The sequence below is a fragment of the Bacillus sp. E214 genome, from assembly GCF_008087365.1.
In the GTDB taxonomy this organism is placed as follows: Bacteria; Bacillota; Bacilli; order Bacillales; family Pradoshiaceae; genus Pradoshia.
The window spans coordinates 159,130-182,187 of sequence record NZ_VENN01000005.1 but is presented as its reverse complement, the minus strand read 5'-3'; the positions used below and the strand labels follow the sequence as shown (position 1 = coordinate 182,187).

Below are 23,058 nucleotides of genomic sequence, written 5' to 3'. Positions count from 1 at the left end.
AAAATAGAGAGCTATACTATTAATATTTAACTGAATATTCGACCAAATACTGCTATAATTTTAGAAAAAGATAGAAAAAGTGGGGGGATAAGGTATGGGTCATTGGAATACAAAGGAAGGGATTTTGGAGTTATTATACCGCCTTGTAAAAGTGCCAAGTGTAACGGGAACAAGAGGTGAGCTGCGTATGGAGGACGAAATTTCTGCGATCCTTAAGGAAATGCCTTATTTTCAAAATTACCCCGATCAAATATACAGAAAAGAAATTACAGGAGATCTATTAAATCGAAAAGCAGTTGCTGCGTTTTATCAAGGTAGTAAAACGAGTAAAAAAACAATTATACTTTTAAGCCATTATGATGTAGTTGGGGTTGAAGATTACGGACGCCTTGCACCGCTCGCTTTTTCACCATTGGAATGTACAAGTGCAATGGCAGAGGAAAACCTTTCAGTTGATGCCGAGCAGGATTTGAAGTCTGGAGAGTGGATCTTTGGAAGAGGAATTATGGATATGAAAGCCGGACTTGCTATTCAGATGGCTTTACTATCAGAAGCTGCCGAACATGGCAATTTGAAACATAACCTATTATTTTTAGCTACACCGGATGAAGAGAGATATTCGGCCGGAATGTTTGCGGGAGTTGAGTTGATTAAGGGACTCAAGGACCAATATCAACTGGATTTGGAAGTGGCCATTTGCTCGGAGCCGAGTTTTGGTGCATATCCAGGAGACCGTACAAAATATTTTTATACAGGATCTGTGGGTAAGTTATTGCCCTTAATTTTTTGTGTAGGAACTGAAACACATGTGGGCGAACCGCTTGAGGGCATGAATGCCGCCTGGATGGCAGGTGTGATAGCGGAAAGACTGGAGTTATCCTTAGCCTTTTTAGAACAAGAACGCGGGGAACAGAACCCTCTGCCTACGATCTTAAAATTAATGGATCTAAAAGAAGCATATAATGTCCAAACGCCAACTGCAGCATATGTACTAGCTAATATCCTTACGCTAAAGCAAAATCCGGAAGAAGTCATAAACAAGCTGAAAGATATTGGCGAAGAAAGCAGCAGGTATATAGAAGGACGGTTATCAAATATTTATGATTTACTTGGGTATGGAAGACATGGTTCAAGAAAACCTAACCTTAAGCCCAGTGTATATACTTATCAAGAGTTATTTGATAAAGGCTGTAGAGAATATGGCCATATGTTTATGAAAGAAATAAACGCAAAGATTGCATTGCTCGAACAGGACGCAGGCATGAATATGGCCAAATTAACAGCTGAAATTGCAGATGTAGTGGCAGCGTTTTTCAAATCAGAGGCCCCTTTTTATATGATCATGCTCGCTCCACCTTATTATCCACACGTTTATTTGGAAGATGATGAAAGGGATCAGAAAGCAAAAGGTATAGTAGAGCACTGCGTTAGGATCGCTAAAGAGAAATTTAATGAAGAAATAAAGATCATGTCTTATTTTCCAGGGCTTTCCGATGTAAGCTATTGCCGTTTACGTGATCGTGATTTAGTGATGCCGGTGTTAGAAAATGAAATGCCTCTATACGGGAAGGGGTATAATCTTCCGCTTTCTATTATTGGGGAATTGGATATACCAGCCGTAAATATCGGTCCATATGGTAAGGACGCACACAAACGTACAGAAAGGCTGCATATTCCATTTTCCACTGAGGTTGTTCCCAAATTGCTTAAACAAGTGGTCTATGGCTGCCAATAATGATGTTCTTTTTGTACTATATTGCCTCAACTTACCTGCCATAATTCTCGCCTTTCTGTAGAAAATGATAATAAGGGAAGGAGGTAGGATTATGGCGAGAGGTAAAGGTTTTAATCATAAACGTAAAAGTCATCCTGGGAATTTTCCTCACCATGCTGAAACGGGTGGAAATCAGGAACAACATACAAACCACGAACAATATATTGTGACGAAGGAAGCCTTTAAAAATAGATCAGACGTGCATAAATGACAGAATTGTTATATAATGGTATCTATAAAGGCATCTGTATTTAAGAACAGATGCCTTTTATAGTACAGTTTAGCTTTCAGAGTGGATTTTACTATAACAGTTTTATTTACTGTCAAGGGTTCCTGATATTAGAATTATTCGAAAATAGAAAGAAAAGATTGATTTAACAACGTTGTTTTTGATTTCACCAGATTGTCATAATTTACATGTTCACTTTTTCACATATAATGTGTATTATAAGAGTATAGAAAGCTGTTATATAATTTAAAAAAGCTGAACATCTAGAAATTTGAAATAATATTCCTGAACGTAATATTAGGAGGTAAAATAAAATGGCAATGGTTATGGATAATGTAACTAAAAAAGATGCATGGAGAGGCTTTGCTGGCGGAGATTGGCAGAATGAAGTTAACACACGTGACTTCATTATGAAAAACATCACTCCATACACAGGAAACGATGAATTCTTAGAAGGCCCAACAGAAGCTACAAAAGAATTATGGAAGCAAGTAATGGAACTTACTAAACAAGAACGTGAAGCAGGCGGCGTCCTTGATCTTGATTCTAAAATTGTTTCTACTATTACATCACATGGTCCTGGATATTTAAATAAAGAACTTGAAACAATTGTTGGTTTCCAAACAGATAAACCATTCAAACGTTCTCTTCAACCATTCGGTGGTATCCGTATGGCGGTAGCTGCAGCTGAATCTTACGGATTCACAGTAGATGAAGAAGTGCAAAAAATCTTCACTGATTACCGCAAAACACATAACCAAGGTGTATTCGATGCTTATACGGATGAAATGAAGCTTGCTCGTAAGGCTGGTATCATCACTGGTCTTCCAGATGCATACGGACGCGGACGCATCATCGGTGACTACCGTCGTGTAGCATTATACGGTGTAGACTTCTTGATCGCTGAACGTAAGAAAGATTTGAAAAACTACGGATTAAGAACAATGTCCGAAGAAGTTATTCGTCAACGTGAAGAATTAAGCGAGCAAATCCGTGCTTTAGGTGAATTAAAACAATTAGCTGAGATTTATGGTTATGATATCTCTAAACCAGCTACAAATGCAAAAGAAGCAGTACAATGGTTATACTTTGCTTACCTTGCTGCAATTAAAGAACAAAACGGTGCAGCGATGTCACTAGGACGTACATCTTCCTTCCTTGATATTTATATCGAACGTGACCTTCGTGAAGGCACATTAACTGAACAAGAAGCACAAGAGATCATCGATCACTTTGTTATGAAGCTTCGTCTTGTAAAATTTGCTCGTACACCTGATTACAACCAATTGTTCAGTGGAGACCCTACTTGGGTAACAGAATCAATCGGTGGTATGGCATTAGACGGAAGAACACTTGTAACGAAAAACTCTTTCCGTTTCTTGCATACATTAACAAACCTTGGACCAGCTCCAGAACCAAACTTGACTGTATTATGGTCTACGAAGTTCCCAGAAGGGTTCAAACGTTTCTGTGCAAAAATGTCTATCCAAACAAGTGCGATTCAGTACGAAAACGATGACATCATGATCAGAGAATACGGCGATGACTACGGTATTGCTTGCTGTGTATCCGCAATGCGTATCGGTAAACAAATGCAATTCTTCGGAGCACGTGCAAACCTTGCAAAAGCATTGCTTTATGCAATCAACGGTGGGGTGGATGAAAAACTTAAAATTCAAGTTGGACCGAACTTCAAAGCAATTACTTCTGACGTGTTAGATTATGATGAAGTTATGGCTAACTTCGATAGCACAATGGAATGGCTTGCAGAGCTATACATCAATACATTGAATGTAATCCACTACATGCACGACAAGTATAGCTATGAGCGTATTGAAATGGCATTACATGATGTTGAAATCCTTCGCACAATGGCAGCGGGAATTGCTGGATTGTCTGTAGTAGCCGACGCATTAAGTGCGATTAAATATGCACAAGTTAAACCAATCCGTGATGAAAATGGTGTAGCAGTTGACTTTGAAATCATCGGTGATTTCCCTAAATACGGAAACAATGATGATCGCGTAGATAGCATGGCTGTTGAGCTTGTTCGTAACTTTATGACTAAATTGAAAAAGCATAAAACATACCGTAGCTCTGTGCACACACAATCCATTCTTACAATTACTTCTAACGTAGTATATGGTAAGAAAACTGGTAACACTCCAGATGGACGTCGCGCTGGCGAACCATTCGCACCAGGTGCGAACCCAATGCACGGACGTGATACAAAAGGTGCTCTAGCTTCTCTATCTTCTGTATCTAAGCTTCCATACGATTGCTCTTTAGACGGTATTTCTAACACATTCTCTATGGTGCCAAAAGCACTTGGACGTGAAGAAGAGCAACGTGAAGCGAACCTTGCTGCAATCTTGGATGGTTATGCTTCCAAGGAAGGTCACCACTTGAATATCAACGTATTCAATCGTGACACATTGCTAGCTGCTATGGAACATCCAGAAGAGTATCCACAATTAACAATCCGTGTATCTGGATACGCTGTTAACTTCATCAAGTTGACTCGTGAGCAACAAATTGACGTTATCAATCGTACGTTCCACGAAACTATGTAATATAGAAGTACTTGTTACTAGGAGGTCTCCCTGTATTAGCAGGGAGACTAACTTTTAACTTCCAATTGGATATTTTTAGAAAAGAAAGGATGGGATCTCATGACAACATATGGAAATATACATTCCGTTGAAACATGCGGCACAGTAGATGGCCCGGGGATCCGCTACATTGTCTTTACGCAAGGTTGTTTGTTGCGCTGCCAATATTGCCATAATGCCGATACGTGGTCAATTGGAACAGGCAAGCAAATGAGTCCTGAAGAAATCGTTAAAGATATTGAATTATATAAACCATTCATGGATGCATCAGGCGGGGGAGTTACCGTCAGCGGCGGAGAACCGCTATTGCAAATTCCTTTTATTATAGAACTGTTTAAATTATGTAAGGAAAGAGGAATTCACACGACCATTGATTCCTCAGCTGGCTGTTTTTCGAGATCACCAGAATTTTTAGAGCAATTCGATGAACTGCTTGAATATACAGACTTAATCCTACTGGATATTAAACATATAGATAGTAAACGCCATATTAAGCTAACTGGTAAACCGAATGAACATATTTTGGATTGTGCCCGTTATCTTTCTGACAAAGGACAACCGGTTTGGATTAGACACGTACTAGTTCCAACGGTTAATGACCAGGATGAATACTTGGAAAGAATGGGTCAATTCTTAGGTACACTTAATAATATTGAAAAGGTAGAAATCTTACCATATCATCAATTAGGTGTTTATAAATGGGAAACACTTGGCTACAAATATCCACTGGCGGGAATCCAATCTCCTAGTGATGAACAAGTAGAGCATGCCTACAAAATGCTAACCAAGTATATGAAAAAGCCAGCTTGAAAAGTAGAGCGAAGACTAAATTAAATAATTAAAGGCACAAACAATAGGTGTTGCGCTTAAAAAATAGTAGGATAAACCACATGAAGGTTTATATCCTACTATTTTTTTGTTATAAATGAAAGATAAAGTAAATTTCAAAGGAGGGGTACAATTGCTAATCAATTGGAAAGCAGAAGATAAAAGATGGATAATTGGTCAAATTCAACAATATTTTCAAAAAGAGCGTGATGAAGAGATTGGAGAACTGGCTGCTGAGAATATTTTGGAGTTTTTCACAGAAACGTTAGGACCTCATTTTTACAATGCTGGAGTGAAGGATGCAGGGAAACATGCTGAAGCATATGCTGCACGCTTGGAAGAAGACTTATACGCATTAATGCGACCAATAAAAAAATAGATGCTTTAAAAACCTTCCTGAAAAGAAAAGGAGAGATCAGAGTCTATAGTGAAATACCATCAAGTGAGATGCTGACTGGTTAAGACAGTATGCAAGCTATACTCGATGAAAAGGTCTACACTTTTTACAAGTGGGTAAAAAAAAGGCAAAATAAAAAGGCGAAGGATGTCCGCCTGGAAAATAGAGTTTATATTCTTTTAGCACCTACATAACGCTTCTTCCAATATGAAGAGCTTAATGAATCTATTTTTACACCTTTAGATACAGAGTGAATGACTTTGTTGCTGCCAATATAGATTGCTACATGGGAAACTCCTTTTCCAGAAGTATTAAAGAAAACTAAATCACCTTTTTTTAACTTAGATTTAGCGATCTTTTTCCCCTGTTTATACATACTGGTTGAGGTCCTTGGAAGTTTCTTTCCTGCCGCTTTTTTGTAGGTATACCCCACAAAACCAGAACAGTCAAATCCTTTAGGTGTTGTTCCGCCGTATCGATAAGGCGTTCCTACATATTTTTTCCCGGTTGAAACAACTTTGTTAGCTTTACTTGTCGAAATAGCGGCTGAGGCTTTAGATTCAAATGGTCCAAATGGCACAAGCGTGGATGACAGAAAAATAGCAAGAGCAATAATTATTTTTTTCATAGTGACCCCCGAAATGTTTTTTTGGCAGCATTGTTAAATCTTACCGCCTTTTTCTCTACTTTTTTACTATAACTAAAATACTAGTTTCTATGGTTACAGCATTATTGAATTTAATTTACAAAAATATTACAGAAATTTGGTTACTTCGACATATTTGTTAAAAAACCCCATATTATATTCATGGAAGATTAAATGATAGAGGGGATAAAGTTAAGTCATTCTCCTCAGAATTGCTATTGCAAGGTATCTGTAATTGTTGATTCAACTCTTAATCGATTAAAAAAAGTGATGTTTTCATCACTTTTTTTTATGTCTTTTTACCTAAAATTGATTCTCATATCTTTTTAAAAGCTTATTAGTGTTAAGGAATTTATTGAAATGTCGATACTAGAAGAGATAAAAGAATAGTAGAAAACGGGTGAATTATATGGACAAGTCTTCAATCATAGGGATTATGTTGGCCATCGTTTCAGTAGGTGTTGGAATGGTGCTTAAAGGTGTTGATATCACAGTTCTCGTCAATCCAGCTGCTATATTAATCATTTTCTTAGGAACGGCTGCAGCTATATTAGTTGCTTTTCCAGTTAATGAATTGATTAAGCTTCCTAAGCTATTTGTCATCATTTTTTCAGAAAAAGCAATGGTCTCAACGGAAGAATTAATTCATACATTTTGCGATTGGGCACAAACAGCTCGTAAAGAAGGTTTGCTGGCGCTAGAAAAAATTTCAGAATCAGTTGAAGATCCGTTTTTAAGGAACGGCTTGAATTTGGCGGTTGAAGGACAAAGTGCAGATTATATTCGCGACATCCTTTCAGAAGAAATAGATGCCATGGAGGAAAGGCATGCTGTTGGGGCTCAGATTTTCACACAGGCTGGTACCTATGCTCCGACCCTCGGGGTATTAGGTGCAGTAGTAGGATTAATTGCAGCCTTGGGCAATATGAGTGATACAGAGATACTGGGCCATGCCATAAGTGCAGCATTTGTTGCTACATTGATGGGAATCTTTACGGGATATTTATTGTGGCACCCGTTTGCGAATAAATTAAAGAGAAAATCTAAACAGGAAGTACGTATTAAAGAGATGATGGTAGAAGGTATTCTATCTATATTAGAAGGTGAAGCACCAAGGACAATAGAGCAAAAACTATCTTCTTATTTACCTGCTGCGGAAAGGAAGAAGTGGTTGGAAGGCGAGATGAGAAACAATGTCCAGGCGAAAAAAGAAATCTCAGCATGAGGAGCATATGTCCGAATCCTGGCTGCTCCCATATAGTGACTTATTAACCTTATTATTAGCGTTATTTATTGTCTTATTTGCTATGAGTTCTGTAGATGCCCAAAAGTTCTCTGAACTATCACGAGCCTTTAATAAAGCATTAGATGGAGGAACAGGTGTTTTTGAGCATCCGAGCCCGATGCCTGAAGGGATGATGGCAGAAACAGACCCAGAGAAATTTGATGGGGAAGAAGAAGAAGGAACAGAGGAAGCCAGCCCTGAATTGGAAGAATTAAAGGTAGTCCAAGAAAAAATAGATACTTATATTAATGACAGTCATTTAAAATCCAATTTAGAGACATCTCTGACAGAGGAAGGGTTGCTGTTAACCATTCGTGATAATGTATTGTTTGATTCGGGGATCGCAATGGTCAGAGAGAGAGATGAAATAATTGCCAAGGAAATATCTGAACTGCTTGTAATGGAACCTCCCAGAAATATTATCATTAGCGGACATACGGATAATGTTCCGATTCGTAATGCAGAGTTTGAGTCAAATTGGGAATTAAGCGTTATGAGAGCTGTTAACTTTATGAAGCTTCTTCAAGATAATAAAAAATTAAAACCGGAATGGTTTAGTGCAAAAGGCTTTGGAGAATTTAAACCAGTATCGCCTAATACCACTGACAGTGGGCGGGAGAAAAATAGACGCGTAGAAATCCTCATCATGCCCCGTAAAACATTAATTGGTGAGTAGTGGATTATCCATTAGGTTGGTTAATGAATTTAGAGGGGGTATCTGATTGTTAGGTAGGATGAGGATTAGTTCAAAGATTTTGAAGACATTGTAAAACGGTGAAGTTTATTAGGGAAATGTGGAAATCTCTAAGCGAATGACTTAGGCAGTGTGAATATCATTCACACTGTTTTTATATTCCTTGATTAGATAAAAGAGAATGTTTATGAAAATTTTGCCGAGGGAAAGATGAAACTGTAACTATTATTTTTCAAAAAAGGAGATTGATAGTATGAGTAAAAGAATTGCATGTGTCATAACGGATATGTTTGAAGATGTAGAATATACAGACCCTGCTAAGGCTTATAAGGAAGCTGGTCATGAAGTAGTAACCATCGGCTTTGAAAGTGGACAAAATGTTGAAGGTAAGCAAGGAAAAGAAACGGTGGAAATTCAAAAGGGCATTGATGAGGTAAAAGCGAATGAGTTTGATGCTTTATTTATTCCGGGTGGATTCTCTCCTGACATTTTAAGAGGAGACGATCGTTTTGTTTCTTTTGCCAAGGAATTCATGGACGCAAAGAAACCAGTATTCGCAATTTGCCATGGTCCGCAATTGTTGATTACTGCAAAAGCGCTGGAAGGAAGAGATTCAACAGGTTATAAATCAATTAAAGTTGATCTCGAGAATGCAGGTGCCACTTATCATGATGAAGAGGTATTTGTATGTGGAGAACAATTAGTAACAAGCAGACAGCCTGATGATATCCCAGCTTTCAACAGAGAATCCCTTGCATTGCTGTCCAAATAAAATGAAGCTCCTCTGTTCAATGAACAGAGGAGCTTTTATTGCCTATTTACTTTCTCAATTTGCCAATCTCTTCGACAATTGCTTGCATTTCACTAGGGCTGAAGCGGTCCTTGGACATGACCATTTCATATATCTCCAGTAAATCCTCATAGGAGCTATCATTAAAGCTGTCTGCACGCATAGCTGAACTGTTGATCATTTGTAATTTTTCTTGGATGCCATTAATCATAATTTTAATATTCTCAGTGGATTTAACCGATAAATCTGCCACTTCATTCATCCCTTCCGCACTAGATAGAAATATCATTCCATGGAATTCGCTATCTGTCAAATTCAAGTTTCAAATGTCTTTCTCTGCTTATTTTGTTTTTCACTATTAATAATTCTGATAATGATTTTTGTTTCAGCTATAATCACAGCTGAAAGGCCGAGGAGGCCAATCAAGTTAGGGATTGCCATTAAAGCATTCATAATATCAGCAAAGCTCCAAACAAGATCAAGGGAGCTTACGCAGCCAATAAAAACAGCTAAAACAAAAACGATTCGATAGCTAATTACGGTCCTATCTCCAAATAAGTAGGAATAGCATTTCTCACCATAATAAGCCCAACCAATAATTGTGGAGGCAGCAAAGAAAATTAACCCGATTGAAACGATGTAGGAACCAACAGGACCTAATAATAAATCAAAGGAGACGGATGTCAGTTCTGCTCCTTCTAACCCACTATGATATTGGTCTGCCATTACAAGTGAAATTCCTGTTATTGAGCAAATAATAATTGTATCAATAAATACTTGCGTCATTGATACAAGTGCTTGTCGGGCAGGAAAATCCGTTTTAGCCGCTGCTGCCGCAATCGGAGCTGATCCTAAACCAGCTTCATTCGAAAAGACACCTCTAGCCACACCCCAACGGATTACTGTTCCGATTGCACCGCCAGCTACTGCCTGTCCAGTGAAGGCATCTGTGAAAATCAGTTTAATTGCATTTGGAACGAGTTCAGCATTTAAGATAAGAATTAAGATTCCACAAATTAAATAAAAGGCGGCCATAACCGGTACAAAATAGGAGGTGACTTTACCGATGCTTTTAATGCCTCCGACTAACACAAGAGCGGCAAAAATAGTCAGGACAATCCCGGTTACCCAGGTTGGGATGGAGAAAGTATCATGAATCGTGTTGGCTACTGAATTAGCTTGGACCATATTACCGATTCCAAAAGCTGCAATCGCACCGAAAATCGCAAAGGCGACGCCAAGCCATTTCATTCTCAGCCCTTTTTCTAAATAATACATAGGTCCACCTGACATTTCACCATTAGCATTTACGATTCTGTATTTAACCGCAAGTACTGCTTCTCCGTATTTCGTCGCCATACCAAAAAAGGCAGCAACCCACATCCAGAAGACGGCCCCTGGTCCACCGCTGACGACTGCTGTAGCCACTCCAACAATATTCCCAGTTCCGACTGTTGCTGCAAGAGCAGTCATTAAAGCCTGGAAATGGGAAATATCTCCGTCCGATTTTTTATCCTGGCTTTTAGTGAAGGCCAATTTTAATGAATAAGGCAATAATTTAATTTGTAAAAATCCAATTCGAAATGTTAAATAAATACCTGTACCAACAATTAAAATTAAGAGGGGTGGCCCCCAAAGAAAATTACTTATTGTTTCTAAAAGTACAGTCAAATCTTTTGAAAACTTATTCAAAAAGTCAATCAAGTAAATTCACCCTATCTGTATGTTGTTAATATTAAGAATATTCTTGAAACAATTTTGCGTCAAGATAAAAAATACTTAATTGACATTTTATGTTTAGAATTCCGCTATTATAGGTAAATCAATAAATATAAGAATAAGCAAGTAAAATTAATTCGGGAGGGATAAATAATGAGTAGAAGCAGTCAAAAGAGCAATAAGCTATGGTTAGGAATTTTAGGTGGAGCAGCAGCAGGTTTTGCAATCAGCCTATTGGATAAGAACACTCGCAAAACAGTAATGACAGGTGGCCAAAAAATGATAACGAATGTTAAATCGATGGCTAAAGATCCGAATTCTATAGTGGAAAATGTGAAGGAGATGTCTGGTAAAATTCGTACAAACATAGATCAAATTGGTCAGGATGTATCTTTTATATCTGAAAAGGTAGATGAAATGAAAGAAATGCCACCGCAAGTAGCAGGGGTTATTAAGGAAACAAAAGAAGTACTGGTAGACAAAAAATCTTCTGATGGTTCGGCTTCTACGACAGAGAACAGTAATACTTCCTCTGTATCTGATGATATAAGTACCACTTCTACGCGCAAATAAAGTCAAACAAGCTGAATAGAGGTGGTACTGGAATGGAAGGTAGGAAGAAGTATGTAAATAAAAGCGTATTTAAACATTTATACGATAAAATTCAAGGTGATGAAGTAACAGGCTTGGCAGCGCAATTAGCCTATTACTTCTTACTTTCAATTTTTCCGCTCTTAATATTTGTTATCACGTTATTGCCTTTTTTGCAGGTTTCCCAAGCGGATTTGATGGAGCTTTTGCATACGTATGCTCCTGCAGAATCGGCAAATTTATTAGAATCGAGTTTAAAGGATGTCATGGCTAACCAAAACGGCGGCTTGTTATCTTTTGGTATCTTGGCAACGATGTGGTCAGCATCCAACGGGACCAATGCCATTATAAAGGCTCTTAATCATGCATATGATGTTGAGGAAACCAGATCATTTATTAAAACAAGAGGATTAGCTTTGATTTTAACCATTGGATTAATCCTGGTTGTAGTGGTTTCTTTGCTATTGCCAGTGTTTGGGAAATATATTCTCAATATTGTATTTGATTTCCTAGGATACGAGCCTTCCTTTGTTTATGATTTACTGCGCTGGGTGATTTCTATTGCTGTCATTACCTTTGTATTTTTAATTTTGTATTGGATTGGGCCCAACCTTAAAATGAAATGTAGAGACGTTTTACCAGGGGCAATCTTCGCGAGTGTCGGATGGGCGCTATCATCGTGGGCATTTTCAGTTTACGTGAGTACATTTGGTAACTATTCTTCCACATATGGCAGTCTCGGAGGCTTGATTGTTTTAATGCTTTGGTTATATATATCAGGTCTTGTCATTATTGTAGGCGGAGAAATTAATGCAGTATTGTCCAGAAATAAGAGGCACTGGACGATTAAATAAGTAGAGCGTGGATTCAAATTATAATGGTTCAGAACTAATGTGCGGACGAACGGTGATTGATTATTAAATGAACAGCCACCGTAGTTTTAGGAAGATTTGATGTGTTTCAGATTAACTTCCCATGAATAAAGAAAATAGAGGCCGTCCGGAAAGTCATTAACAGACTTACAGGATAGCCTCTATTTGTATTCTATTTAGATTTTAATAAACGGAGACTGTTTAGGATGACTAATATGGTGCTGCCTTCATGGCCGATTACACCGAATGGTAGGTCGAGAGCCTGAAAAAAGTTTGATACAACTAAAATCATAATGACGGAAATTGAAAAGATAACATTTTGGCGAATGATTCGGTTCATTCGTTTGGATAATTGAATGGCTTCTGCTATTTTTGGTAAGTCGTTTTTCATGAGAACAATATCAGCTGTATCAAGAGCCACATCAGATCCTTCACCCATGGCAATTCCGACAGAAGCAGTAGCTAACGCAGGCGCATCATTAATGCCATCCCCAACCATGGCAACGGTAGTATATTTCTCTCTAAGTTTTTTAACTTCTTCTACCTTTTGTTCAGGTAAACATCCAGCAACAAACCCAGATAAATGGCTTTCTTTGGCGATTACCTTGGCAGTGTGCTCGTTATCTCCAGTCAGCATGCATGTATATACATCCAGTTCCTTCAATGCTTCGAGAGCATCGGCAGTCTCTTTACGAATGATATCTTTTAATGCAATTATTCCTGCAATACCTTTCTCATCTTTTACATAGGACAATGTTTTCCCTTCAGACATTAATTCAAGTGCCGCTCCATTTTTAAATGACATGGCGGCTTCTTCGCCTACAAAATCCTTCTTCCCAATCTTCCAATAGTGCCCATTTGCATGTCCTTGAACACCAAATCCGGATATTTCTTCAGATTCTACGCGCGGCATGGTCTGTGAATAAAGCTGTTCAACATGCTTAACAATGGATTGTCCCAGCGGATGATTCGAATTCTGTTCAATGGAAGCTACACTTAATAAAAATTCTTTTTGATCGATGTCATCGCGGATTAAAATATCCGTCACAACGGGTTTCCCCTGAGTTAGTGTCCCTGTTTTATCGAAAGCAATGGCCTTTACATTGCCTAGGTTTTCTAGATGGATACCGCCTTTGAATAAAATCCCACTTTTAGCGCCATTCGAAATCGCGGATAAAGTAGCCGGCATGATAGAAGCAACTAATGCACATGGAGAAGCTACCACTAACAAAACCATTGCCCGGTAGAAGGTCTCTGTCCAGGACCAACCCAGAACAAAATGTGGGAGAAACAACATAATTCCAACGACAACAAGAACAACTTTTACATACGTATCCTCAAATCTTTCAATAAATAATTGAGAAGGAGATTTTTCACTTTGCGCATTTTGAACAAGTGTGATAATTTTTTGGAATAAAGTTTCACTGTTAGGTTTTGTAACCTTAACTTTTATGGTTCCATGTCCATTAACCGTCCCTGCAAATACCTCGTCTTGAATATATTTGCTGACGGGAATCGATTCTCCGGTAATTGCAGCTTCATCAACAGCAGTCTCTCCAAATAAGATTTCTCCATCTGAGGGGATGCGTTCCCCAGGCTTAATTAAAATCAAATCTCCAACTTGCAGGGAAGAAACCGGTACTATTTCTTCAGTGTTATCGACTATTCTCAAAGCCTGTTCAGGCTGCAAATCCATTAATGAAGAAATTTCTTTGTGACTTTTATTCATCGTATACGTTTCAAGTGCACCGCTCAAAGAGAAAATAAAAATCAGGATTGCTCCCTCAGTCCAATATCCGATAATGGCTGACCCAATCGCTGCCAGAATCATCAAAAGCTCTACGTTCAGTTTTCTCTCTTCAATCGTCTGAGTGATGCCTTCTTTAGCCTTGGCATAACCCCCAATTACATATGCCAGTATATAGACGAAGGCAGATGAGGCATTCAAATCCTTTGTTGATAATAGCCAGCCGCATAAAATCAGAATTCCGCTTAAACCGGCAGCCAAGAGCTCCCAATTGGACGTAAGTTTAGAGGTGAATTCTTTCCATCTATTATATTGGCTAGGTGAATTTTTCAAGCTTGATTTATTCAGTGCTGTTTCCATGTGAATAACCTCCTTGTAATTGAGAATAGATCTCGTTGTTTTTCTTTTCTAATTGAGAATGATGTTCAAAATCATTAGGCTTATAAAATAGCGGATGCTGCCACAAATACTGTGACAGCAACATTTTTCTTTCTTATTTATAATAATTATTATCTACATATTAGTATAACATGAGTCGCTAAAGAAGTTAAGTGAATTTATTTGGAAAAGAAAAAATAGCAATTTTCTACCTTGCTTATTTGTGGATAGGGGAAATTTTAACTGAAGATGCGTGAAGGTGAATATGAGATAAAATTGAGTGGATGAATAAATACAGCAACAATTACAGTAATAAAGTCGAATGAAAAAACCTCTGCTTACACAGAGGTTTGAATCTGGTCATTAATTGGATTTCTTTTAAATCTGCTAAGAGCGATGAAAATCAGTAACAGGATAACACTGATTACAAGAAGGAAATTCCCATTAGGCAGATATTGAATGGCCAAGCCGCCAAAAAATGGCCCAGAGATGCTTCCAAGGCTAAAGACTATTCCACAAATAATATTGCCGGCAGGAAGCAGTTGTGTAGGCAATAGATCGGTCATATAACTGATTCCTAAAGAGAAGGTGGAGCCGACAAGCATACCTGCAATAAAGAAACAGATAAATAAACCTGTAACGGTTTGTTCAATTAAGGCAGCTGTTAAAAAGATGGCAAAACCGCTAAAAAGAACATATTGAAGAACGCGTTTCCTCCCTAAGGAATCACTTAAAATTCCTAATGGGATCTGGGTAATAATGCTGCCTGCTGCAAAAGCAGGCAAGATGATGGAGACTTGTTGAACATCCATATTAATTCGTAAAGCATAGATAGGGAAATTTCCATTTAGGGATGCTTCCAAAAATCCATAACCAAAAGGAGGCAAGAACGCAACCCATGCATACTTGGCAACTTTTTTGAAACGATGTAAGGTACCGAAAACATTGGTTGTTTCCAAATCTTCATCTGGAAATTCATTTTTTAATAAAAAGACGGTCAACCAAGCAATAAGACTGATTGCTGATGCAACGATAAAGGGTAATGCCCGATTAACTTCAATTAAATTAGTCAGTAATGGCCCAACTGCGAAACCTATGCCGAAGGATAAGCCATAAATGGATATATTTCTGCCTCTCTTGTTTACTGGCGTAAAAGCGGTTATCCAGGTTTGGGTTGTGAAATGTAAGGTATGATCTCCAATTCCGATAATCATACGGAGAATGAACCAAAACCAGAAAGAATCTAGGATCGGAAATAACAGAAACGCAATAATCACCGACAGTCCGCCGAAAAAAATCAGGGGTTTATAACCAAATTTTCGCAGAGGAATTTCCATGAAAGGTGAGATTAATAGTATTCCCAGATATAGTCCTGTAGCATTTAATCCGTTTAGACCGGAGCTTACTCCATCCTGTTCAAAAATAATGGCAATTAAGGGTAACAGCATTCCCTGTGAGAAACCTGACACAGCAACTAGAATAATAAGTGCAGAAAATCTAATTTTTTGATAGTTCATAATTATCTCTCCTATATCTATCTGAATCAATATTAGAGTTGTTCACAAACTTTAGCAAGGAGATTTTGAAGACTAATCTAAAGGTAATTCGGGAATAAATGAATATATTTTAGATTAGAAAGAAGGAATTCAAGGGATGGGACAAAAAATATTTTCTGCAATGCTAATGATTGGCCTACCGGTATCCATAGCCGGCTCCATTTTACATTGGCCAAGTCTGCTCATGTTTGCTGTTTATTGTTTAACGATTATTGCTCTGGCAAGTTTTATGGGAAGGGCGACAGAAAGCTTAGCAATCATATCCGGACCGAGGATTGGAGGATTGCTAAATGCAACATTTGGAAATGCTGTTGAGCTGATCATCTCCATTTTTTCTCTTAAAGCGGGACTAGTGGGAATTGTATTGGCTTCTTTAACAGGAAGTGTCATCGGTAACTTATTATTAGTTAGTGGGGCTTCATTTTTCTTGGGTGGAATTAAGTATAAAAGACAAAAATTTAATGTATTTGATGCCAGGCACAATGCAGGGCTATTAACATTCGGTGTATTAGTTGCATTTATCATTCCTGAAGTATTTGCCGGAGAGATGGAAAGAAGTAACCAAATGGTCATGAGTACAGGCATATCCATTATCCTGATCTGTTTATATTTGGCTGCTTTATTCTTTAAATTGGTCACCCATCGCGGTGTCTATCAACGTAAGGAAGACTTGTCTTTTGCAGAGGAAGAAACTGAAGAAGCAGAGTGGAGCAAAAAATGGTCGATTATGGTCCTAGCTTTGGCAACAGTGGCAGTAGCCTATGTATCTGAGAATTTGGTACATACATTCGAAGACGTAGGGAATCAATTGGGCTGGTCTGAATTATTTATCGGGGTTATCATTGTAGCAATTGTCGGAAATGCAGCTGAGCATGCATCTGCCATTATTTTCGCTTACAAAAATAAAATGGACATTGCTGTTGAAATTGCTGTTGGTTCTACTTTACAGGTGGCCATGTTTGTAGCACCGGTACTTGTTCTGGTATCTTTATTATTTGAAACGCAAATGCCACTTGTCTTTACATTGCCTGAACTTGTGGCGATGGTGCTATCTGTCTTTTTAATGATTGTAATAACGAACGATGGGGAAACAAACTGGTTTGAAGGACTCACCTTACTTGCTGCTTATTTAGTGATGGGGATAGGTTTCTTTCTGTTATAATAATAAATTAAAAAAGACTCTGATCTACTATGGATTCAGAGTCTTTTTTATGTTTTTCCAATTTGCTTCATCATAAGTCATGTCTAACTAAATTCTAATCCTTCCAAAAATAAATGTATCTTTTCAAAGGTAGATATTTCTGTTTTAAACAGTCATGTTAGTTAGCCCTATAGGTCACATCCTTTATCTTTATTGTCCTGATTTGTGACGAAATCTACATTAAGTTTTCCGTGTGAGGATGGTTTCGATAAGCATTCCTCCCTGCAGTTATTCCGGCTGTTGATTTCGCCTCCTTTACGATATGGTGGTTTTAGTATAGCACCTTCCTGTAGTTTTGTAAATATTCTGAATTTTACAAAACTGTGACAAAAAATACTGGTTTGTAATGTGCTAAATAAACAGTTAATATAGCTTAACAATCTGTTAATTCTAGTAACTGCAAGGTGTAATAAAACAATCCTGATTTTTGAATAGTTTTTTTGCTTAAGAGGGAAAATAACGGAACAATCATTCTTTTTTGTATGTAAGAAAGGAGCTTCAAGCATGAGAAGAAATTTTTTTATCATGATCGTTATAGCCATGCTCGTTATTATTCCAACCCAGCATAACTGGGCTGCCCCAAAAGAAGGAGCAGACCCTACGGTTGAGGAAGCTAAGTATAAAATTCCGGAGTCCGTTTTATCGATCAATAAAGAAAACACATATCCCAATTCCAGTCAGGACACGCCAATGCTTGAGCCAAGTGAGTTATCCAAACAATTGCTTAAGTCCAGCAACGTTAAAATAGAAAATCCTGAATTAGTTCACATGCTTAATGAAACCAATATCGGAACCAATCCGGTTGCCTTTTGGTATAGAGCCACTGTTTACTTAGGTAAGTGGGCTTTAAATTATGAATCGATGGAAACCTCTCCAAACTGGGAGTATCAAAAAATCAATACGAATTTTTATGATAACCGTGGCGGGGATACGAATTTCCAAATTCATTATGTCCAAGAGACACAAAAAGTGGTGCGCGGAGGATTGACAGCAAAAGTACCTTCCAGTCAGGATATTCAAAAAATGATGCTGGCGAGAGCATCAGAAAAATCTAAACTGCCACTGGCATTTGAGACCATCATAGGTAGCGGTACAAAAAAAGACAGAGTATACAATATACCGCCAATGAGACTTGGCTACCTCTATGGGTATGCGCCGGCAATAAACGAGAAGGGTAAAGTCACATATGGTGAGGTCTATTTAGTATTGAAAGGAAGCAAACGTGAGATTGTAGTAAGGAATGTAACCTCACAAGGGATTGGAGCCTGGATTCCTATTCAAGATCATGTTTCATTCCAGTTCAGAGCGGTCAACCGACCATATTGATTGCCGTTTAAGTCTGCAAGCTTCAGCCGGTTTTGGTTGAAGCTTCTTGCTTTTGGGTAAAATAGAAAATGGTCAGTTGCGAAATAGGCTACTATCGTTTAGGATAATATTTATGATGAAAGGAGCCGGATTAGTTTGACAACACCGATTTATAATAAAGATGAACAAGTAAAATACTTAAAAGACCGACTTGAGTTATTTATGGAGGTTTTAGACCGGATTGAGCCTGAAACAGCGGATATTGAAGATATTGACCGCCTAATTGAAATCGTGGATTCAATTGAGGAGAAGTTTCAAAGCTTTCAAAATCGACCGGAAACAGAACCTAATAAAGAGGTATAAATGAATAAGATTATATGGCAAATCCGTTATAAGCGGATTTGTCTTTTTTATATTATATCGTTAATGCAATCATTCGCTGTGCTGCATAAATTCCCTTACTCTGATTAAAACTATCTTTATCAAAAGTATATTCAGGAGGGAAAATAGTGAAAAAATGGCTTATCACCGGATTATCTGCCATCATGCTTTCGGGGACATTATTCCTGGGCGTTGCTGAGGCGATTTCAAACGTACAGTATGGTTGGGGCTTTAATAAGGGAAAGAATGAACAGCCTGCTGATGCAGGGCCTAAATATAATGCAATCGTTGAAAAATACGGTGCTGTTTATAAAGTAAACACGACAAAGAAAGAGATTTACTTAACGTTTGATAATGGCTATGAAAATGGATATACGGAGAAGGTACTGGATGTACTGAAAGAACATAAAGTTCCGGCTACCTTTTTTGTTACAGGTCATTATTTGAATACAGCTGAACCGTTAGTGAAAAGAATGGTGAAGGAAGGGCATATAGTTGGCAATCATTCATGGAGCCATCCCAATTTCACACAGGTATCGGATGATAAAATAGCTGATGAACTGGAACGGGTTAAGAAGAAGACAGAGGAATTAACAGGGCAAAAGGATATGTCCTATATCAGACCGCCACGAGGAATATTTAGTGAACGAACTTTACAGGTGGCAAATGATCTGGGCTATAAACATATTTTATGGTCGGTTGCTTTTCTTGATTGGGATGTGAATCGTCAGCAGGGGTGGAAGCATTCCTATGATCAAATTATGGCTCAAATTCATCCCGGTGCCATTTTGCTCTTACATTCTGTGTCTAAGGACAATGCAGAAGCACTTGGCCAGGTGATTACAGATTTAAAAAAGAGAGGGTATACCTTTAAAAGCTTGGATGATATGAATTGTGAAAAACCACAGAAGACACCACAAAAACAGAAAATAGACATAAAGATATAATGTGCCTAAACAAAAAAACCGCTTACAAATAATAAGCGGTTTTTAGTATTAATATTGAAAAAACAACGGGCATCATATTTATCTTGAGAAAATGGTAAGATAAGGGCATTCCTGTGTGGGGTTCCCTTTTTGATGGTTGGATTCCTGTCAATCGATTTGGGAGCCTTTCACTTTCATTTTCATTGACAGTATGGAATCGAAAAACATTTAAGATTGAGGAGTGTAAACAATACAGCCAATTTTACTGGAGTGGTCCTGAACAAGGACATCTACTGAATACTTGCGCAATATCCAAAGAATGATAAGGTCCCCTAATGATCCGATAGTCATAAACAATCCAATAAAAAACCAATAATCATTTCCGTTTAAAAATGCATAAATTAATGGCACGATTCCGAGGACAATCGGTAATAAAACACTGATCCGATAAGCTTTGATCCTGATTGGTATTTTGCAATGGGCATAAGGAGTAAGATACTTCCATAAAACACCCAGTTTAACCTCACTTATTTTGGCTTTCCCGAAAAATATGTAGCCTACTAGATGCAGTACTTCATGCATGAAAATTAGGAGGATGTATCCAACAGCCAGTTCAATTAAAAAGAATAGGTCAATCTCACCGATTTTCCAAATGAACCAATAGGGGATAAGCAATCCGACCATAAGAGTGAAAGTACTGATCAAAATTGGTTTATTTAAATCTTCCATTTCACGAGTTTCATCTATTATTTGATATGATTTCAAGGAATCAGCCAGCATCGGAAAACCTCCAGTTATAGATTACTATCAGTTTATCATATAAGAAGGATATATTTGGTGATTTTTAAGATACTAGTATAGATCAATCTCTATAAGCTATAATGGATGGTAGAATGATCAATGAATGGAGGAGGGAATTCATGCTTACAGAAGCAAGCTCTCTTTTAAAGAAGTATTTTGGTTATGATTCTTTTCGCAATGGACAAGCCAAAATTATTGAGCAGGTGCTACAAGGAATCGATACACTAGGAATTATGCCGACAGGCGGAGGTAAATCAATTTGTTATCAAATCCCGGCGATGATAATACCGGGCGTTACCCTCGTTATTTCTCCATTAATCTCTCTCATGAAGGACCAGGTAGATTCACTGGATCAGGCCGGAATACCCGCCACCTTTATCAATAGTTCCCTAACCGCGAGTGAAGTGAATGATCGTTTGTATGACATCCAGCAGGGGGCCTATAAGCTCTTATATTTGGCGCCTGAAAGACTGGAATCCCATGGCTTTATTGAGGATATCCGTAAATTGCCGGTTGGATTAATTGCTGTAGATGAAGCTCACTGTATATCACAATGGGGTCATGATTTCCGCCCAAGTTATTTACGCATCCAATCATTAGCCGAACAATTGAATTCCAATCCGGTTGTCCTTGCCCTGACAGCAACAGCAACTCCGCGAGTGCAGGCAGATATTCGCCGATCCTTGAATATTGAAGAGTCACATACGGTTATAACTGGCTTCGAACGGGAAAATTTAAGCTTCCAGGTCGTGAAAGGGCAAAATAAACAAAAATATATTGATGCGTATGTAGGAAAAAATAAACAGGAATCCGGGATTATTTATTGTGCCACACGAAAAACAGTGGACCATCTATATGAACGTCTCCAACAAAAAGGTATAACAGTTGGGAGATATCATGCGGGTTTATCAAGTACAGAACGTGAAACAGAGCAAAACAAATTTTTAAGTGATGAAATTACTGTCATGGTCGCAACGAATGCGTTTGGGATGGGGATAGATAAATCGAATGTACGATATGTGATTCATGCTCAAATGCCTAAAAATATGGAAAGTTATTATCAGGAGGCAGGCCGTGCCGGACGTGATGGCTTGCCGAGTGAATGTATATTGCTTCAATCTGAACAGGACGTTCAGGTCCAGCGCTTTTTGATTGATCAATCGTTTGGTGATGAAAACCATAAAAATCAAGAGTTGCAAAAGCTGTATCAAATGCGTGACTATTGCCATACACAAGGCTGCCTGCAAGCTTATATTCTGCACTATTTTGGTGAGCAGGAGGCAGATGATTGCGGGCGGTGCTCTAACTGTCTAGATGAACGAAGTGCGAAGGATGTGACAAAAGATGCCCAAATGGTCTTATCCTGTATAATCCGAACTGGCGAACGTTTTGGAAAAACAATGATTGCCCAAGTGTTAACGGGCTCATCCAATAAGAAATTGCTTGAACAAAACTTTCAATCCTTATCAACGTATGGGTTAATGAAAAATCAATCAACCAAAGAGGTCGCTGAACTGATTGATTTTCTAACATCTGAGCAATTAATTGGGATTACGGGTGGGCAATATCCGCTCTTATATGTCACAGCTGCCGGCAAAGAAGTGTTGCTCGGGAAACGTGCGGTAATGAGAAAAGAAGCTGTGCGGATCACCGCTATTTCAACAGATGATCCTTTATTCGAAGTGCTGCGTAATTTGCGAAAACAAATTGCAGGAGAGGAAAATGTGCCTCCATATTTGATATTCTCCGACCAAGCTTTGCGCGATATGTGCGTTAAACAACCGCAAACCACAGATGAGTTCCTTGAGGTGAAGGGAGTCGGAGCTCAAAAGACAGATAAGTATGGTGAGCGATTTGTGGAAGTGATCACAGCGTTTATAAAGGAAAATGATTATGAAGCACCAATTGTAGAACAAGAGGAAAAAATGCCTGCGGTGAAAAAATCCAAGGCAGGTACTGCCAACTCACATATGGATACGTATGAATTATATAAACAAGGGCTTACGCTGAAGGAGATTGCAAAAGAAAGAGATTTATCCTCCCAAACAGTAGAAAGGCATCTATTCCGATGTGCAGAAGAAGGATTGCCTCTGAATTGGGAGTATTTCTTCTCACCTGAGGAGGAAATCCAGGTTCTACAGGCGATTGAGGAAGTGGGGAATGATTTTTTAAAGTCAATTAAAGAGCATCTTCCTAATGAAATCAGCTACAGTGCGATTAAAGCGGTAATAACGAAGAAGAACATGGATACGGCTCCAATTTAATGGGCCGTTTTCCTATGTACCCATATAGCTGCAAAACCTGTTATAATAACTGGACTAGTCCA

General features: G+C 38.3%; 21 protein-coding genes. 15 read left to right on the top strand and 6 right to left on the bottom strand.

Annotated elements, in window-relative coordinates; all coding sequences use genetic code 11:
• Nucleotides 1-94: 94 nt before the first annotated feature.
• The 5 genes from FHY47_RS16090 to FHY47_RS16075 all read left to right on the top strand — a co-directional run bounded on the left by FHY47_RS16090 (nucleotide 95) and on the right by FHY47_RS16075 (nucleotide 5,822).
• A complete protein-coding gene (locus FHY47_RS16090) occupies nucleotides 95-1,735 on the top strand; it encodes a M20/M25/M40 family metallo-hydrolase (protein WP_066108300.1) in 1,641 nt (546 codons plus the stop codon).
• 91 nt (nucleotides 1,736-1,826) lie between these two features.
• Nucleotides 1,827-1,985, top strand: a complete 159-nt coding sequence (locus FHY47_RS19030; RefSeq protein ID WP_175354311.1) for a hypothetical protein — start codon at nucleotides 1,827-1,829, stop codon at nucleotides 1,983-1,985.
• Nucleotides 1,986-2,317: 332 nt separating this feature from the next.
• A complete protein-coding gene (pflB, locus tag FHY47_RS16085) occupies nucleotides 2,318-4,576 on the top strand; it encodes a formate C-acetyltransferase (RefSeq protein WP_139892733.1) in 2,259 nt (752 codons plus the stop codon).
• Nucleotides 4,577-4,675: 99 nt separating this feature from the next.
• Nucleotides 4,676-5,425, top strand: coding sequence for a pyruvate formate-lyase-activating protein (gene pflA / locus FHY47_RS16080; protein ID WP_066108295.1), 750 nt, complete (start codon nucleotides 4,676-4,678; stop codon nucleotides 5,423-5,425).
• Nucleotides 5,426-5,576: 151 nt separating this feature from the next.
• Nucleotides 5,577-5,822, top strand: a complete 246-nt coding sequence (locus tag FHY47_RS16075; protein ID WP_066108292.1) for a DUF2164 domain-containing protein — start codon at nucleotides 5,577-5,579, stop codon at nucleotides 5,820-5,822.
• A 187-nt stretch (nucleotides 5,823-6,009) separates the two neighbouring features.
• On the opposite strand, the gene FHY47_RS16070 is transcribed toward FHY47_RS16075, so the two are convergent.
• Nucleotides 6,010-6,468, bottom strand: coding sequence for a C40 family peptidase (locus FHY47_RS16070; protein WP_066108289.1), 459 nt, complete (start codon nucleotides 6,466-6,468; stop codon nucleotides 6,010-6,012).
• A 427-nt stretch (nucleotides 6,469-6,895) separates the two neighbouring features.
• Here FHY47_RS16070 and motA point away from each other — a divergent pair, with 427 nt between their 5' ends.
• From motA to FHY47_RS16055, 3 genes are all read left to right on the top strand, one after another.
• Nucleotides 6,896-7,711, top strand: a complete 816-nt coding sequence (motA, locus tag FHY47_RS16065) for a flagellar motor stator protein MotA (RefSeq protein ID WP_148631105.1) — start codon at nucleotides 6,896-6,898, stop codon at nucleotides 7,709-7,711.
• Nucleotides 7,680-8,447, top strand: coding sequence for a flagellar motor protein MotB (gene motB, locus FHY47_RS16060; protein WP_066108285.1), 768 nt, complete (start codon nucleotides 7,680-7,682; stop codon nucleotides 8,445-8,447). The genes motA and motB overlap by 32 nt, the downstream gene beginning before the upstream one ends.
• 271 nt (nucleotides 8,448-8,718) lie before the next feature.
• The gene (locus FHY47_RS16055; RefSeq protein ID WP_066108283.1) at nucleotides 8,719-9,237 is read left to right on the top strand and encodes a type 1 glutamine amidotransferase domain-containing protein; all 519 of its coding nucleotides are present in this window, start codon (nucleotides 8,719-8,721) and stop codon (nucleotides 9,235-9,237) included.
• A 46-nt stretch (nucleotides 9,238-9,283) separates the two neighbouring features.
• Here FHY47_RS16055 and FHY47_RS16050 read toward each other — a convergent pair whose 3' ends face one another.
• Together FHY47_RS16050 and FHY47_RS16045 are read right to left on the bottom strand one after the other, a co-directional pair.
• Nucleotides 9,284-9,517 (bottom strand): DUF1128 domain-containing protein, encoded by a 234-nt coding sequence (locus FHY47_RS16050; RefSeq protein ID WP_066108582.1) that lies wholly within the window; start codon nucleotides 9,515-9,517, stop codon nucleotides 9,284-9,286.
• A 53-nt stretch (nucleotides 9,518-9,570) separates the two neighbouring features.
• Nucleotides 9,571-10,926, bottom strand: coding sequence for an alanine/glycine:cation symporter family protein (locus FHY47_RS16045; protein ID WP_066108579.1), 1,356 nt, complete (start codon nucleotides 10,924-10,926; stop codon nucleotides 9,571-9,573).
• 201 nt (nucleotides 10,927-11,127) lie between these two features.
• Here FHY47_RS16045 and FHY47_RS16040 point away from each other — a divergent pair, with 201 nt between their 5' ends.
• The gene (locus FHY47_RS16040) at nucleotides 11,128-11,547 is read left to right on the top strand and encodes a YtxH domain-containing protein (RefSeq protein ID WP_140462155.1); all 420 of its coding nucleotides are present in this window, start codon (nucleotides 11,128-11,130) and stop codon (nucleotides 11,545-11,547) included.
• A 32-nt stretch (nucleotides 11,548-11,579) separates the two neighbouring features.
• A complete protein-coding gene (locus FHY47_RS16035; RefSeq protein WP_066108277.1) occupies nucleotides 11,580-12,419 on the top strand; it encodes a YihY/virulence factor BrkB family protein in 840 nt (279 codons plus the stop codon).
• Between the two features lie 190 nt (nucleotides 12,420-12,609).
• Here the strand turns inward: FHY47_RS16035 and FHY47_RS16030 are convergent, their stop codons facing one another.
• Nucleotides 12,610-14,544: a heavy metal translocating P-type ATPase gene (locus FHY47_RS16030; protein ID WP_066108274.1), complete on the bottom strand. Its 1,935-nt coding sequence runs from the start codon at nucleotides 14,542-14,544 to the stop codon at nucleotides 12,610-12,612.
• A 356-nt stretch (nucleotides 14,545-14,900) separates the two neighbouring features.
• Entirely contained in the window at nucleotides 14,901-16,079 is a 1,179-nt protein-coding gene (locus tag FHY47_RS16025) for an MFS transporter (RefSeq protein ID WP_066108271.1), read from the bottom strand.
• A 136-nt stretch (nucleotides 16,080-16,215) separates the two neighbouring features.
• On the opposite strand from FHY47_RS16025, the gene cax reads away from it, so the two are divergent.
• From cax to pdaA, 4 genes are all read left to right on the top strand, one after another.
• Nucleotides 16,216-17,280 (top strand): calcium/proton exchanger, encoded by a 1,065-nt coding sequence (gene cax, locus FHY47_RS16020; RefSeq protein WP_066108268.1) that lies wholly within the window; start codon nucleotides 16,216-16,218, stop codon nucleotides 17,278-17,280.
• A gap of 543 nt (nucleotides 17,281-17,823) precedes the next feature.
• Nucleotides 17,824-18,645 carry a YfkD famly protein gene (locus FHY47_RS16015; RefSeq protein ID WP_066108261.1) on the top strand — a complete coding sequence of 274 codons (822 nt, stop codon included), beginning with the start codon at nucleotides 17,824-17,826 and terminating at the stop codon, nucleotides 18,643-18,645.
• 135 nt (nucleotides 18,646-18,780) lie between these two features.
• Nucleotides 18,781-18,987 carry an SE1561 family protein gene (locus FHY47_RS16010; RefSeq protein ID WP_066108258.1) on the top strand — a complete coding sequence of 69 codons (207 nt, stop codon included), beginning with the start codon at nucleotides 18,781-18,783 and terminating at the stop codon, nucleotides 18,985-18,987.
• 182 nt (nucleotides 18,988-19,169) lie between these two features.
• On the top strand, nucleotides 19,170-19,952 hold the full coding sequence (gene pdaA, locus FHY47_RS16005) for a delta-lactam-biosynthetic de-N-acetylase (protein ID WP_148631125.1): 783 nt from the start codon (nucleotides 19,170-19,172) through the stop codon (nucleotides 19,950-19,952).
• Nucleotides 19,953-20,159: 207 nt separating this feature from the next.
• On the opposite strand, the gene FHY47_RS16000 is transcribed toward pdaA, so the two are convergent.
• Nucleotides 20,160-20,711, bottom strand: a complete 552-nt coding sequence (locus tag FHY47_RS16000; protein ID WP_066108256.1) for a DUF3267 domain-containing protein — start codon at nucleotides 20,709-20,711, stop codon at nucleotides 20,160-20,162.
• A 140-nt stretch (nucleotides 20,712-20,851) separates the two neighbouring features.
• Here FHY47_RS16000 and recQ point away from each other — a divergent pair, with 140 nt between their 5' ends.
• Complete coding sequence (gene recQ / locus FHY47_RS15995) at nucleotides 20,852-22,996, top strand: DNA helicase RecQ (protein ID WP_148631103.1); 2,145 nt, start codon at nucleotides 20,852-20,854, stop codon at nucleotides 22,994-22,996.
• Nucleotides 22,997-23,058: the final 62 nt, after the last annotated feature.